The organism is Fructilactobacillus hinvesii (assembly GCF_024029435.1).
GTDB classification, from domain to species: domain Bacteria; phylum Bacillota; class Bacilli; order Lactobacillales; family Lactobacillaceae; genus Fructilactobacillus; species Fructilactobacillus hinvesii.
Window position 1 is genome coordinate 285,847 of the sequence record NZ_CP097118.1, and the last position, 14,421, is coordinate 300,267.

At 46.7% G+C, this 14,421-nt stretch carries 16 protein-coding genes and 1 pseudogene; 15 read left to right on the forward strand and 2 right to left on the reverse strand.

Annotated elements, in window-relative coordinates; genetic code table 11:
- The first annotated feature begins 50 nt into the window (after nt 1–50).
- The 9 genes from citX (at nt 51) to cls (ending at nt 8,489) form a co-directional block, all read left to right on the forward strand.
- Nucleotides 51–590, forward strand: a complete 540-nt coding sequence (citX, locus tag M3M39_RS01350) for a citrate lyase holo-[acyl-carrier protein] synthase (protein WP_252797444.1) — start codon at nt 51–53, stop codon at nt 588–590.
- The gene (gene citG / locus M3M39_RS01355) at nt 583–1,470 is read left to right on the forward strand and encodes a triphosphoribosyl-dephospho-CoA synthase CitG (RefSeq protein ID WP_252797445.1); all 888 of its coding nucleotides are present in this window, start codon (nt 583–585) and stop codon (nt 1,468–1,470) included. Before citX ends, citG begins: the two co-directional genes overlap by 8 nt.
- A gap of 165 nt (nt 1,471–1,635) precedes the next feature.
- On the forward strand, nt 1,636–2,877 hold the full coding sequence (locus M3M39_RS01360) for an aminotransferase class V-fold PLP-dependent enzyme (protein ID WP_252797927.1): 1,242 nt from the start codon (nt 1,636–1,638) through the stop codon (nt 2,875–2,877).
- On the forward strand, nt 2,855–3,298 hold the full coding sequence (gene sufU, locus M3M39_RS01365; RefSeq protein ID WP_252797446.1) for a Fe-S cluster assembly sulfur transfer protein SufU: 444 nt from the start codon (nt 2,855–2,857) through the stop codon (nt 3,296–3,298). Before M3M39_RS01360 ends, sufU begins: the two co-directional genes overlap by 23 nt.
- A gap of 10 nt (nt 3,299–3,308) precedes the next feature.
- On the forward strand, nt 3,309–4,196 hold the full coding sequence (locus M3M39_RS01370; protein WP_252797447.1) for an alpha/beta hydrolase: 888 nt from the start codon (nt 3,309–3,311) through the stop codon (nt 4,194–4,196).
- A gap of 42 nt (nt 4,197–4,238) precedes the next feature.
- A complete protein-coding gene (gene lepB / locus M3M39_RS01375; RefSeq protein ID WP_252797448.1) occupies nt 4,239–4,886 on the forward strand; it encodes a signal peptidase I in 648 nt (215 codons plus the stop codon).
- 102 nt (nt 4,887–4,988) lie between these two features.
- A complete protein-coding gene (locus M3M39_RS01380) occupies nt 4,989–6,311 on the forward strand; it encodes a C1 family peptidase (protein WP_252797449.1) in 1,323 nt (440 codons plus the stop codon).
- A 137-nt stretch (nt 6,312–6,448) separates the two neighbouring features.
- Nucleotides 6,449–6,781 carry a glycerophosphodiester phosphodiesterase family protein gene (locus M3M39_RS01385; RefSeq protein ID WP_252797450.1) on the forward strand — a complete coding sequence of 111 codons (333 nt, stop codon included), beginning with the start codon at nt 6,449–6,451 and terminating at the stop codon, nt 6,779–6,781.
- A gap of 238 nt (nt 6,782–7,019) precedes the next feature.
- Entirely contained in the window at nt 7,020–8,489 is a 1,470-nt protein-coding gene (gene cls, locus M3M39_RS01390) for a cardiolipin synthase (protein WP_252797451.1), read from the forward strand.
- Nucleotides 8,490–8,637: 148 nt separating this feature from the next.
- Here the strand turns inward: cls and M3M39_RS01395 are convergent.
- Nucleotides 8,638–9,198, reverse strand: a pseudogene (locus tag M3M39_RS01395) (DNA-3-methyladenine glycosylase I).
- 140 nt (nt 9,199–9,338) lie between these two features.
- Between M3M39_RS01395 and M3M39_RS01400 the strand changes: the two are divergent.
- From M3M39_RS01400 to M3M39_RS01425, 6 genes are all read left to right on the forward strand, one after another.
- Nucleotides 9,339–10,070, forward strand: a complete 732-nt coding sequence (locus M3M39_RS01400) for an amino acid ABC transporter ATP-binding protein (RefSeq protein ID WP_252797929.1) — start codon at nt 9,339–9,341, stop codon at nt 10,068–10,070.
- Nucleotides 10,071–10,087: 17 nt separating this feature from the next.
- A complete protein-coding gene (locus M3M39_RS01405; protein WP_252797452.1) occupies nt 10,088–10,951 on the forward strand; it encodes a transporter substrate-binding domain-containing protein in 864 nt (287 codons plus the stop codon).
- Nucleotides 10,948–11,595, forward strand: a complete 648-nt coding sequence (locus M3M39_RS01410) for an amino acid ABC transporter permease (protein ID WP_252797453.1) — start codon at nt 10,948–10,950, stop codon at nt 11,593–11,595. Before M3M39_RS01405 ends, M3M39_RS01410 begins: the two co-directional genes overlap by 4 nt.
- Nucleotides 11,595–12,245 carry an amino acid ABC transporter permease gene (locus tag M3M39_RS01415; protein WP_252797454.1) on the forward strand — a complete coding sequence of 217 codons (651 nt, stop codon included), beginning with the start codon at nt 11,595–11,597 and terminating at the stop codon, nt 12,243–12,245. Before M3M39_RS01410 ends, M3M39_RS01415 begins: the two co-directional genes overlap by 1 nt.
- 148 nt (nt 12,246–12,393) lie before the next feature.
- The gene (locus M3M39_RS01420) at nt 12,394–12,789 is read left to right on the forward strand and encodes a YbgA family protein (protein ID WP_252797455.1); all 396 of its coding nucleotides are present in this window, start codon (nt 12,394–12,396) and stop codon (nt 12,787–12,789) included.
- Nucleotides 12,773–13,132 carry a TIGR02328 family protein gene (locus M3M39_RS01425; protein ID WP_252797931.1) on the forward strand — a complete coding sequence of 120 codons (360 nt, stop codon included), beginning with the start codon at nt 12,773–12,775 and terminating at the stop codon, nt 13,130–13,132. Before M3M39_RS01420 ends, M3M39_RS01425 begins: the two co-directional genes overlap by 17 nt.
- A gap of 41 nt (nt 13,133–13,173) precedes the next feature.
- Here M3M39_RS01425 and M3M39_RS01430 read toward each other — a convergent pair whose 3' ends face one another.
- On the reverse strand, nt 13,174–14,361 hold the full coding sequence (locus M3M39_RS01430; RefSeq protein ID WP_252797456.1) for a D-alanyl-D-alanine carboxypeptidase family protein: 1,188 nt from the start codon (nt 14,359–14,361) through the stop codon (nt 13,174–13,176).
- Nucleotides 14,362–14,421: the final 60 nt, after the last annotated feature.

Genomic DNA, 14,421 nt, shown 5'->3' on the forward strand with positions numbered 1-14,421 from the left:
CTTTTCAGACGCCCGCTTTTTTGCTTGACAAAGCACAGTGGAGGAAACGGATGAGAGACCTATTTACGGCGGGAACGCCCCAGACCATCGCCGATGTTTTGCACAGTAAGGACGAACGGGTGTGGCAACAACAACAATTGTTGAACCAGTTTCCGCAAGGAACGGTGGTTGCTTTGAAAATGAATGTCCCCGGTCCGATTAAGACCAATGCACAGTTACAGGACCTGTTTGCGGTGGGAAAACAGCAGTTAGAAGCTAAGTTTCAGGACGTTACACAGTTACAGGCCCCGGTAGTGACAACAACGAATGCCGGGACGGAAGTGTTCTACGTTTTTGCCGAAGCTGGGTTAGCCGCAAAGCGGCGGGCGATTGCCTTTGAAGACCAGGAACCAGTGGGACGGCTGTTTGATGCGGACGTCTTAATGCGAGACCACCAACATTATTCTCGTAGTGAACTCGGGGATTCCGTCCGGCGGTGTTTCTTGTGTGAAAGACCAGCTAAGGAATGCGGGAGAAACCGGACCCACTCAGTTGCGGAACTGCAAGCCTACTTTAACCGGATAGCAACGGAGGTTTTGGGCGATGACTGAGGCACAGTTTGACTTGACCTTGCCACCGTTAGCTGCCACTACTACTAGCCAAGCGGCACTTGGAGCGTTGTTGGACGAGGTGGTGACCCACCCCAAACCCGGACTGGTAGACCCCGTCGATAATCGGGGCCACGAGGACATGGACGTCTACTTGTTCATTGAGAGTGCCTTAAGCATGCCACCGTACTTAGAGCAGTGTTTTCAGGCGGGGGCAGCTTTTACTGGAGCTCAGTTGCCGAAGTTAATGGCCCAATTGCGGCCACTCGGAATTGCAGCGGAACAACGAATGTTTGCCGTTACCCAGAACGTAAACACTCATAAAGGGGCCATTTTTGTCTTAGGGATTATGGTGGCTGCTTGTGGCCGTGCGCAGGCCCAGGCGCAAACGGCTCCGGTGACCTTGGCTGATCTTTTAGCGATTGAGCGAGGGATGACCGCTGGGTTAGTGAGCATGGACTTTGCCGACTTAGAGCACAAGCACCACCTAACGGCAGGAGAACGGCAGTACCTGCAGTATGGAACGACGGGAATTCGGGGCGAAGCGGAAGCCGGTTTTCCGACCGTATTTCAACACGGATTGCCGGCTTTACTAACTAGCCAAGGTAGTCAGCGGGAACGCATCTTAACCGCATTATTGGCGATTGTCGCTAACAGTCGGGACAGCAACTTGATTAAACGAGCGGGAACCACTGAAATTGTGGCCCAGGTGCAGGCGCAGGCCCAGCAATTGTTACATGTGAAACAAACCACTGGCCAGTTGGACTTTTCCGCGTTAGAGCAAATGACAGATCAATTTGCACAGCGCCGGTTGAGCCTGGGCGGTTCGGCTGACTTGTTAATTTTAACGATTTTTGTGGCGCGCTTAGCCCACCGATTTTAGCGGACTTCCCGGAAGAAACAACGTACCGGGAGCAGCAAAGCCTGCTGGAGATTAAGTAATCCCCAGTGGGCTTTTATTTGTTCTTTATTTTAAACTAGGAAATGAGTTAAAATAAGCATCATTATAACTGCAGTAGTGCTGTTTGATGGCACAAAAGGAGCCGTGATGCTAGTGAAGGACTATAAACAAGATTTTCCGTTTCTAATTCATGCCCGCCAGACCGATGGGCGGGTTTATCTTGATAATGCCGCCACTACTCAGAAACCACGGGTAGTTTTAGATGAACTATTAAAATTTTATGAAACAAGTAACGCAAACGTTCACCGGGGCGTGGGGAGCATTTCATGCCAGGCCACAGAATGGTACGAAGCAGCGCGTAAGCAAGTAGCTGATTTTATCAATGCCCCTGCTGCTAGTAACATTGTTTTTACCCGGTCCGCTACGGAAAGTTTAAATTGGATTGCATTTGGCTATGCTGTACCTGAGTTACAGACCGGCGACGAAATTTTGATTAGCATTGCCGAACACCATAGTAATCTAGTTCCTTGGCAACAGGTGGCCCAGCGTACGGGGGCAACCCTAATCTATGTAGATGTAACTCCGAATGGTCAATTTGATCTGGAGGATTTTAGGGCCAAAATCTCTCCTAAAACTAAAATTGTTTCCGTTCAACAAGTTTCAAATGTGCTTGGGAACGTTAATCCGATTAAAAAGATTGGGGCACTGACACATCGGTTTCATGCAACTTTGATCGTGGATGGAGCGCAATCAGTTCCGCATCTTCCGGTTGATGTGCAGGATTTAGATGCTGATTTCTTAGTTTTTTCGGGACATAAAGTGTATGGTCCCACTGGAATAGGGGTTTTGTACGGCAAACCGGATCAGCTCGCCCGAATGCAACCGACCCAATTTGGGGGCGAAATGATTGATTACGTGCATAGAGAAGGAGCGGCGTTTCAACCAGCTCCTTTAAAATTTGAAGCTGGAACGCCCAACGTTGCCGGCGCGATTGGCTTAAAAGCAGCATTAATCTACTTACAAAAACAAGGGCTAGATCAATTACTAGCTAGAGAACAGGCCTTAATGAACCGCGCCCTTACTGGCTTAAACCGGATTACAGGAGTTGAAATTTATGGTTCAGCACACCCAGAGGAACACTTGGGGGTAATTGCGTTTAATCTCCATGGAATTCATCCGCATGATGCTGCCACCGGATTTGATTTAGAAGGCATTGAGTTGCGCGCTGGTCATCATTGTGCCGAGCCACTAATGGATGATTTAGGAGTCGCAGCAACCCTAAGAATGAGTTTGGCGTTTTATAATGATAATGCGGACATTGACCGTTTTTTAACGGCCGTTCAACACGTGAAGGAGTTTTTTGCAAATGGGACTAGCGAAGCTGAATAGTTTGTATCGACAAGTAGTGTTAGATTACGGACAACATCCACATCACTTTGGGGAGCTTGAGACAGCTAACTACCAAGCAACGTTACGCAATCCTAGTTGTGGTGATGAAATTAAGGTAGCGATGGAGATTACCGACCACCAAATTAAGGCAATCCGCTTTAGCGGGAAGGGTTGTACCATTTCCATGGCTTCTACTAGTATGCTGACGGATCTGCTGCAGGGGCAGGATGTTTCTGTAGCAACCAACGTTATTTCAGCTTTCAAACGGCAATTGACGGTAGAAAAGCCTGATCCAGCCGAACAAGCACAACTTGGTGATGCTTGGTTATTGCGGAGTGTGCGCGAATTTCCAACTCGGGTTCGTTGCGCAACGTTAGGTTGGCACGTGGCAGAAAGCATTTTACAAACAGCGCAAGATTAGGAGGATTTTAATGGTTAAATTTATCGAACGCGAGACGCATTTTGTTCCCGCGCAAACGGATGGAATTAAACAGGAACGAGACCTTCCGTACGCTGATGGAGATCGGAATCGACTGGATTTATACTGGCCGGATCAAAGTAGCCAGAAAGCACCCGTCATCATTGATATTCACGGTGGAGGTATGTACTTTGGGGCGAAGAGTTCGCAAAAACTAGCGGGAGCGCTCGAGCTACGCAAGCGGGGCTATGCGATTGTGAGCCCTAACTACTCGTTAAGCTACATGGCCCCGTTTCCCCAACCAGTGTACGAAATTAAAGCCGTAATTCGGTGGGTGAAGGCGCATGCGGCTGAGTATCATTTAGATCCAGAGAACGTCTTTTTAATGGGAGAATCCTCGGGGGCGCAACTAGCAATGCTCGCCGCTGCTTCTAGTGGGGCTGGTAAATTGCAAAGCTCGGTAGGCGGTAATTTTCACGTGAGTGACCGGGTCAACGGCGTAATTGCCTCCTATGGACCGTATAATCTAGCTTTGATGCAGGCTCAGTTTGCGATTTTAAAGCAGAAGCCCAAGTTTACAGAAACGGGGGCTGCTGACTCCTTTGAAGGCGTGATGCTAGGCTTTCACCGGCCGGCTGACGTTCCGGAGTTAAATGCCTTAGCCAATCCAGCCACTTTTCTTAATCGACAAATGGTACCGGTTTTAATGTACGCAGGGACGGGTGACCGGGTGGTTCCGTACGTGCAAACCATTAACTTAGCTGCGCAAATTACCACGGTTATTGGGACGGAAAACGTGGAAGTCCATATCCTAGACGGAGTTCCTCATGGTCCGGCTGGTTTCTTAAATGACAAAGTGACCCAGCAAAAGGAGAACTTTTTAAAACGAAATCGCCATTAAATGCTAAAATAGAAGTAGTGCGATTAAATAAGGAGTGGAGTAATGAAGACAATTAAAGGAATTTTAAGTTGGGTAATTCCCATTGTACTGGGATTACTGATTGCCCTGGTGATTAAGCAAACCTTCTTTACCGTGGCGAAGGTCAGTGGTCCATCTATGGACCCAAACCTGCACGATCGGCAAACCATTATGGTGTGGCGACAGGCTAAACCTAAACGTGGGAGTGTGATTGTATTTAATGCCACGGGAGTGGACCCGACGGCAGCCGCTAACGACGGCGCCATTAAACGGGTTCTCGGTTCAGCTGGAACTGACTACGTGAAGCGGGTGATTGCCGTTCCTGGTGACACGGTTGCTTTTAAAAACAACAAGCTGTACGTGAATGACCAGGAGGTTAAGCAATCCTACATCAGTAAGGAACAACAAAGTCAAGGAACTGAGTACGCTAATCAAACTGGCAACTGGGACTTGCATTCCCTTTCCACTCAGGGAACAAACTGGGTGAAGGATAAGGGTGCGATGAAGGTGCCAGCGGGGAAGTATTTCGTCCTCGGGGATAACCGGAAGGTATCAAACGATAGTCGCTACTGGGGTTTTGTTCCTAAGGATAAAATCATTGGGGTTGTGCAGACCTTACCATTTGGGAGCACCCCTACTGAACGAAACAACATTAATCACCAAGCTAAATAACTTCAGAAACAACCTACTAAATGTGGGTTGTTTTTTGTTTAGGATTGCTTTTTACCGGTGAAATTCGTACAATGGCTACTAAACGAAAGGAAGCGAAGTTCCATGGATTTTGCAGCACCACTGACAGATAAAAAATTACGAGAATTACAGGCCCAGTTTGAAGCCTGGCCGAATCACCAAGTAGTGATGAACGCAATTAATAGTAACGGGATTAACCAGACGGCGAAGAATGCAACGGTTTTACGACAGTTAAATCGGACGTTTTCGGATGAAGTGCAGACCGGCAAGGTTTCTAATCAGAAGCAAAGTGGCCGTTGTTGGCTCTTTTCCATTTTAAACACGCTGCGGCACCGTTTTGCAGCTCAATACAACGTGAAGGACTTCGAATTATCCCAAAGTTATCTTTTCTTTTGGGATAAGATTGAACGAGCTAACATGTTTTATGCCCGGATGATTGCCTTAGCAGATCGGCCTTTATCTGATCGCGAGGTCTCTTTTTACCTTGATTCTCCAGATGACGATGGGGGTCAGTGGGCAATGGCCGCTGCCTTAGTTGCAAAGTACGGGGTTGTTCCACGTGAAACATTCCCTGAAAATGCCGTAACGGAAAGTACGGGAGAATTTGCGGATCTCTTGAATCGGAAACTGCGTAAGGACGGTTTAGCCTTACGGAAGTTGATTCACGATGGTGCTAGTGATGACGAAATTATGGGCGCTAAGGACCGCTTTTTAACTGAAGTGTACCAAATTACCGCCAGCGCAATTGGAGTACCCCCAGAACGGTTTGACCTTGAATATCGAGATGACGACAATCACTATCACTTAGATCAGGGCTTAACGCCCCAAGCATTCTATCAAAAGTACATTGGCGTTGATTTAAACGACTACGTGGTGCTCAGCAATGCGCCTGACAAGGATTACTACCAAATCTACACCTTACCCAGCCAGGATAACGTGATTAACGGGCTTCCAATTCAATTCTTGAACCTTCCGATGGAGGAACTGAAGCAGGCGGCCATTCACCAGCTCCAGGATCAAGAAACGGTCTGGTTTGGAAACGACGTCTTAAAACAGGCTGATCGAAAAGCTGGCTTACTCGACAGTGATTTGTACCTACAGGACAAACTCTTGGACGTAGATACGCGGATGAGTAAGCAGGAACGGTTCGAGACTCATGAAGCAGAAGTGAGCCACGCTATGACGCTAACCGGAGTGGATCTGATTAACGGCGCCCCCCAGAAGTGGAAAGTTGAAAACAGCTGGGGTGACAAAGTGGGCAAGGATGGCTACTTTGTTATGGGCGATAACTGGATGAATGACTACGTTTATGAAGTGGTCGTCGAACGAAAGTACCTGACGGAAAAGCAACAGGCAGCGCTGAAAGCAGCGCCAATTGTGTTGCCACCATGGGATTCGTTGGCATAATCAAAATTAATTTAAAAGAACCGGACTTAGGGGATGTTTACTAAGTTCGGTTTTTGGTTTGGACGTTTATCCAACCTTTACATTCACTTGTCAAAATCAATTGGGGAAGGTGAACTTAGAAACGGAAAGGATTTAAAATGGGAAAAATTATTTATGCCCACCGATTTCAAGTCGTCCGGATTCCTACCGTTGAACAATTGGTTCAAACCCTTAACCAGCACCAGTTGAATGTGAATTTTGAATTAAAAGGGACTACGGATCCGCACGCGCAGGAATTGGTTAGTAAACTAGTGACAAAGTTACAAGCGCAAATTAAGCAGATTGATACGAAGCTCCAAGTTATTATTTCTAGTTTTAATCCGTGTTTATTAATTATGATGCAGCGACTAGCTCCGCAGTTAACGTACGCGCTGTTATTGGATCAACATAGTTATTTGCCGAATTGGGAACTTACCGTACAATTTTTATAATCGAATTGGTCGTTTGTATCTTCGGAATGATTTGCATTGGCTTGTAACAGCTTTTGGCGCGTCGGCAAGTAGTCGCCCAGTAATTAAACCAGTTTCAAGAGATCACAGTAGTGGTCTCTTTTTTGTTTGCAATGGACGGGTCTAAATGTAAAATTAATTGCTTGCAATTAAAAAATGGGTCCCATCCGCCCTCTAAATCGGGTATGATAGAGGCAAGCTAAGAAGGAGGAAAGTTTGCATGACATTAATCTTAGAAATTTTAGGGATCATTGTATTAATAAACACGATTGCTGCCATTATTACGGTGTTTCGCCAACCCCGTAACATTGCGGCTACTTGGGCCTGGTTCTTGGTCCTCGTCTTTATTCCCGTGATTGGATTCTTCATCTACGCCTTTTTTGGTCGTCGGTTGCCCAAAAATCGGATGTTGCGGTTATCTGGTAGTACCAAAAAACAGGTGAGCAGTTTAATTCACAAACAAAAATGGCAGTTGGGCAAGTTTACTGCCACAGAAAATACTAATTATCAAATTTTGAACCGTGCCACTGGAATCATCGAGATGTTTATGAATACTGCCACTGCGCCGTTACTCGGTAATAACAAGGTCGATGTTTATACTAACGGAAACGATTTTACGGAGCAGTTATTTACTGATATTAAAAACGCGCACAGTTCGATTCACATCGAGTTTTACACCTTTTATGCCGATAAGATTGGGACGAAAACCCTGGATTTGTTGACGGAAAAGGCTAAGGCAGGGGTCGACGTTCGGGTGATTTACGATGCCTGGGGTTCAATGGGAACCAATGAAAAATTCTTCCGGCCGTTAATTGATGCTGGTGGCAAAGCCTTACCATTCCTGCATAACCGCTTTAATTTAATCGATATGCGGGTTAACTTCCGGGATCACCACAAGGTGGTAACGATTGACGGTGAGTACGGTTACATCGGTGGAATGAACATCGGGGACCAGTACATGGGTTGGAAAAAGAAGTTCGGGAATTGGTATGACTGTATGATGCGGGTTCACGGTTTAGGAGTCCAGGGACTCCAATCCCGGTTCATCTTGGATTGGAATGCCACGGCTCCAAACGATAAGATTGATCCAAACGAAACGGAAGCCATCAAAAAGTACTATCCAAAGATTCATACGGACGGAAATGCTGTCATGCAAATTGTCGCTAGTGACCCAATCTCTTCGATGGAACAAATTAAGATGGGGTACATTAAATTGATTGGAATGGCCCACCATTCGATTAAAATCATGACCCCTTATTTAATTCCGGATGAATCAGTCTTAGATGCTTTGAAAATTGCGGTAAAATCGGGGGTTAAAGTCGAAATTATGACACCATCGATGCCGGATCACGCCTTTGTGTACCGGGCTACCCAATACTACACGGAACAACTAACTAAGCTCGGGATTAAGGTTTATGCCTATAACAACGGATTCTTACACTCCAAGACAATGGTGATTGATGACGAATTAGTTTCCATCGGCTCGGCGAACCTGGATTACCGGAGTTTTGAACTGAACTTTGAATGCAATGCGTTTGTCTATGACAAGGACCTGGCCAACCGGATGGAAGCCATCTACCAGTCGGCAATTGCAGAAAGTACCCTGCAAACGCAACAGATTTTTGCGCAAGAATCACGGTGGTTAAATTTCAAGCAGTACTTTAGTCGGCTCCTATCACCACTGCTCTAAGCAGGAAAGGAGATGAGCACCGTGCAAACACATCGGGCAAAACGACGTTGGCACTGGTTCGCTGGATTAGTGGCGGGACTGCTTGTCTTATGTCACCGGCGGTCGTGCCAATAAAAAACCTGCTCCAGTTTAAGAGCAGGTAAAAAGGTTATTTAAACGGACACTGATTTTCGTGGTCATTAATCATGCCCGCTGCCTGAAAGAACGAGTAACAAACGACCGGACCGGTAAACTGAAAACCGCGCTGCTTGAGTTCGTGACTAACGTGGTCGGTTAAAGGAATGGTTTTTGGGACGGCACTAGGAGTTGGAACGTCGTGAATAATGGGTTCGTGATGAACGAAATCCCAGAGCAAGTCGCTGAAATTCGTTCCGGCCTCTTCTAGCTTAACAATTGCCTGGGCGTTCTTAATTACAGCGGTCAGCTTGCGCTGGTTTCTAATGATGGCAGCGTTTTGTAAGAGCTTCGGCAGCTCCGGCTCCATTGTTGCCACCTGGTGGTAATCAAAGTGGTGAAAAGCGTCCGCAAACGCCGTTCGTTTTTTGAGCACCGTGGCCCAACTGAGACCAGCCTGCATGAGTTCCAAGGACAATAACTAAAAGAGTTGTTGTGAATTGAATTCTGGTTTTCCCCACTCTTGATCATGGTAGGTTACGAGTTGTTGGTTAGTTGATTGGGCCCAGTGGCAACGAGAAGAAGGATTTGACATAGATAACTCCTGTACAAAAAATTGAATTTAAATGTCACATTAAGTGACATGAAGTATAGGTGAATGACGGATAAAAGCCTATTTTAAAAGTAGTCAGCTCCCTGGCTAATGGAAACAAGGAGGATGAACAAGTGAAATCAATGATTAAATTTACGGACGTGCAAAAATACTACGGTTCTTTTCACGCCTTACATGACATTAACTTAGAAATCAAGGACGGAGAAACCGTGGTTTTAATTGGACCATCTGGTTCTGGGAAATCAACCTTGTTGCGGACCATTAATGGCTTAGAAACGGTGGAATCCGGTCAATTAATCGTGGACGGACAAGATGTGGCTAGTAGCGCTACAAACCTGAACAAGCTGCGGACGAACGTGGGAATGGTGTTTCAACACTTTAACCTCTACAATAACAAAACGATCTTAGAAAACATTACGTTAGCACCAAAGATCGTGTTAAAACGGAGCGATCAAGAAAATCGGGAAGTAGCAGAAAGACTGTTGGAACGAGTCGGGTTAGCAGATCAAATTAACAAGTACCCATCCCAATTATCCGGAGGGCAACAACAACGGATTGCAATTGCGCGCTCACTAGCCATGAATCCGTTAGCAATTCTGTTTGATGAACCAACCTCAGCCTTAGACCCTGAAATGGTCGGGAGTGTGCTGGACGTTATGAAAGAAATTGCGGCTAACAAGCAGTATACCACCCTCGTGGTAACCCACGAAATGGACTTTGCCCGGGCCGTTGCCGATCGGGTAATTTTCATGGCCGACGGGCGAATTTTAGAGGATGCGCCAACCGACAAGTTCTTCGACCATCCGGAAACGGAACGGGCGCGGAAGTTCTTGTCACAAGTGGAACATCACTAGGAAATGAGGTGCAGTGAATGAGTAAATTACACGAACGACGAGTGGGCCTCGTAGCGGCCATTGTCCTCGTGGTGATTTTAGTCTTGGCCATTGTCCTCGGCTTAAATCACCAAAGGAGTCAGGCTCGTGAAAACGATAGTTTACAAACCGTGAAAACGACGCACGTAATGCGGTGGGGAGTTAAGTCAGATACCCGTTTATTTGGATTAATTAGTCCTAAAACGGGTCAGAGTGAAGGTTTTGACGTAGATATTGCCCGCGCGATTACGGCACAAATTGCCAAGCAAACAGGGACCAAGATCAAACCGGAATTTACGCCGGTGACCACGTCCTCAAAGATTCAGCTGTTAAAGAATAATCAGGTGGACGCCGTAGCAGCTTCCATGACGATCACGCCGGAACGAGCTAAAGTGGTTGATTTTTCTAAGCCATACTTCCCTGCGGGGCAATCTTTGCTTGTGAAAAAGGGCTCACCGATTACGAACATTAAAGATTTGAATCGTCCAGATGCAACCATCATCGGGGTGATGGGCACCACTGCTTTACAAACCACCAAGCAGTTTGCACCCAAAGCCAAGGTAATTGCGATGCCTGATAACTCCCAGGCTTTCAGTGCCCTGCAATCAGGGCAAGGGGATGCCATGACGACTGATAACGCCATCTTGTATGGGTTCTCTTCTCAGAGTCCCAGCGTGCAAGTAGTCGGGGGAACCTTTACTAACCAACCATATGGATTGGCAGTTGATAAGGGACAAACCCGGTTACAACACGAAGTCGACCAAGCGTTGGTTACCATTCGCGAAAACGGAACGTACGAACGCTTGATCAAAAAGTGGTTTGGTAACATTCCCGGCTTAGATTGGAGGGAACTACTGAAATGATAATTAAAATCTTTACTGATAACTGGCAAACGATTTTAACCGGATTCGGCTACACGATTGGAGCTTCAATCCTCGGGTTAATCGGTTCGCTGGTCTTAGGCACGGTGTTTGCGCTGATGGAAATGACGCCCCAACCGGTGGTTCGTGGTATCGGAAAAGCGTTGGTGGAATTCTTTCGGAACATCCCCCTGCTAGTAATTACGTTGTTTTTCTACGTAGTGGTTTCACATGTCTTTAAAATCAACGGATTTTGGGCGGGAACGATTGCCCTGGCACTCTATACGTCGGCCTTTATTGCTGAATGTATCCGGGGTGGAGTAAACTCCGTGGATCCTGGTCAGATGGAAGGAGCCCGGGCGATGGGATTAAACTACACCCAAGCCATGATGCACGTGGTACTTCCACAGGGATTCAAACTTGCGTTACCTTCCTTAGGAAACCAGTTCATTAACTTGATTAAAAACTCCTCCATTCTTTCTTTTGTGGCGGGGTTAGATTTAATGTACCAAGCTAACGTGATTTCTGGAACCAACCTCGATCCATTTAACACGTACATCGTAATTGGAATTTTCTATCTCCTTCTGACCGGACCACTGTCCGTTGTGATGACGAAACTCGAAAATAAGTTAGGGGGGAGTAACTAATGATTTTATCTGCTTTTAGTGCTACCAACCTCCACTACCTGTTGGGTGGACTAGGAATCACAATTGGGGTTTCCATGATTTCGATCATCATCAGTTTTATTTTTGGAACCTTATTCGGAGTGGTTCTGTACGAAGAAGTACCGTACTTCTCGCGGACGTTACAGTTGATTGTTAACACGATTCGGAACCTGCCGTTACTGTTGCTGATCTTCTTTACCTACTTTGCTTTACCAAAGCTGGGGGTAGAATTAAACGCCTTTACGGCCACGGTTGTGGCGATGTCCGTCTTTGAATCCACGATGATCTCTCAAATCATTCGGGGGGGACTTCTTTCGGTCGGAAAGGGGCAATCAGAAGGAGCGCTCTCTACGGGAATGAATAAGTGGGAGGCATTGTGGTACATTTTGCTACCACAGGGATTGAAAAATTCGATTCCTCCGTTGATTTCGCAGTTTATCTCGCTGGTGAAGGATACGTCACTAGCCACGGCCATTGTGTTAACGGAAATGACGTTTCGGAGTCAGGTTATTTATGGACAGAATCCAAACTACATGATTCCGATGTTTGCACTGATTACAGCTTTGTACTTCATTGTGAACTACAGTCTATCGTTACTATCCAAATGGTTTGAACGCCGCCTATCATTATAAAAACTAGCTTTTAGTTAGAAATTTTGTTATGATGGTAGTGAGGATTAACAAGCTTATCTTAACTTCTAAGTTGGTATCTTACTAAAATATTGAAAACCGGGCATCCCCTCATGGGGTTCCCGGTTTTGTTTTTAGATGGGAGGGTGCAATGGAACAGTGGCAAGCAGAGTGGGCGTACCAAAAATACTGGGTGATGGCCCGGTCACAACATTTGTACAATGCCTGGCGGCGGTTGGCGCGCAATAATCAGTGGGATGAGGATAAAGCGGTGATTGCCCACGAGCTGTTACTGACCGCAGGGGAACTGACTCCGACCGTAAAGACGCTCAGAAACACGTATCAGCACGTCTGGGGCTATTTCAAGCGGATGGCAACCCCAACAGAAAAGGCCGAGTTTCAGGCAGCTCTCGCGGAAGTGACACCAGCTCATGATTCCGTGGGTCCATTGTTACTGCGGCTCGCCTACCAGTACCAAGTTGATTACTTGTTGCAGAGTCGCTTACTGCAAGAATGGGAGGATGATGACCATGCGCCTGTGGCATGAAGCTTTGATTCAGAAACTACCAAGACAACAGTTACTGGGCCAACACCGTGAGTGTGCCGCATTACGGGGTAACGGCTGGGGACGTAAGCACGCGACCGTGAACTACGTCTTTAATCACTCACCGTACAAATTATTTCAGTTTCACATGTTGGTGATGGACGAGATGGAACGACGCGGGTATCATCCAGATTCCCACTGGCGTCAGCCCGAATACCGGGGCAAAACCTGTCCAGCGTATCAGGAATTAACGCCCTGTGAATTAACCCATCCGATTTACCCAGAGCACGATGCGACTTATTTACGGCTGTGTGAGCGCTTGCTGGCGGAACGAACGGGGAAATAAAAAATGCAGGCAGAAAATAATTTTTCTGCCTGCATTTTTAGCTAGTTCAGTTTGTCATTCCAATAAACGGTTGGTTTCTTAATTGTTTCAACGTGTGCCTGGGGCTCATCAATGGTGTACAGTTGTTGCACCCGTTGGTTCTTTTTAAAGGATATCGGTTGCTTTCGCTGGAGCACTTCTGTTAACGCATTTACGCTTTCTTGAAAGCGGGGGAAGCGACTGATGTAGCTACCGGCCCCGTCCACGACGACAATGAATTCATGACCGTCGGGCGTTTGCATGAGAGCCGAGATTCCCCCTCCATATTTGGGACTGGACCCGGTTTTGAAGTTCTTAAAACTAAGGTTCAGTGGGTTATTTAAGTGGGGTTTCACTCCCTTTTGAAACCGCGATAACTCTGTTTCGAGGGCTTTGGAGTCATGGGGCATGGGTTGGTAGACAAAATCAAGCTCGTGATAATCTTCGTGGAGCTCCGGACCCATTTGGAGGTTTCGGTAGGCAATTTTGGCAATTTGCGTCACACTGGCCATGTTTTCGGCATCTGGATGTTGTTGTTTTACTTCATAGTCACCGGCGTTTTTGTTCAACTGGCCGGCCGCGTTAAGCCACTTCGAGCCGTTGAGATTCAATTCTTGGGCCCACTTGGTCAGGGCCTGTTGTTGGGTCAGGTTCTTTGGTTTCATAAAGTCTGCGAGGGCAAAAGCCGCATCGTTAGCAGACAATGTGTACATGGCGTTAAAAAGGGTCCGAACCGGTAATTTTTCCCCTTCGTGCACGTCTAGATGGGCATAAACGTTGGAATCTTTATGGGACCAATCGGACTGTTTGGTAATGGGGACCTCAGTATTCCAGGTAATCCGTTTGGTTTTGATGGCTTTTAAAACGGCGTAGGCCGTGAGCATTTTACTTTCAGATGCGATTCCAACTTGTTGGTGAGCGTTTTTGGTTCCAAGGACTTGGCCCGTTTGGGCATCAATCACCATCGCCTGTTGGGCCTTGGTGTTCGTTAAGTGCAGGGGTTTGGCTAGTTTTACGGTATCCGTGTGTTTTTTGCTGGAAACGGTTTTCACTGGGTGGGTAGCCTGGCTTTCATGGTGAAAATGAACGATCATTCCTACGGCTCCGCTCCCAATGATGATTAGCAATAAGCCGATGATAATCCAGCTTCTAGTTCCCCCCAAGGGAGCACGACGCTGCTTTGCCCGATGCGGTTGAGATTGGTTGTCCATGGTAAGATTCACGCTTTCCAAAAAGATTTAGCCCAACGGAGGCCATTACCTCTATTATAG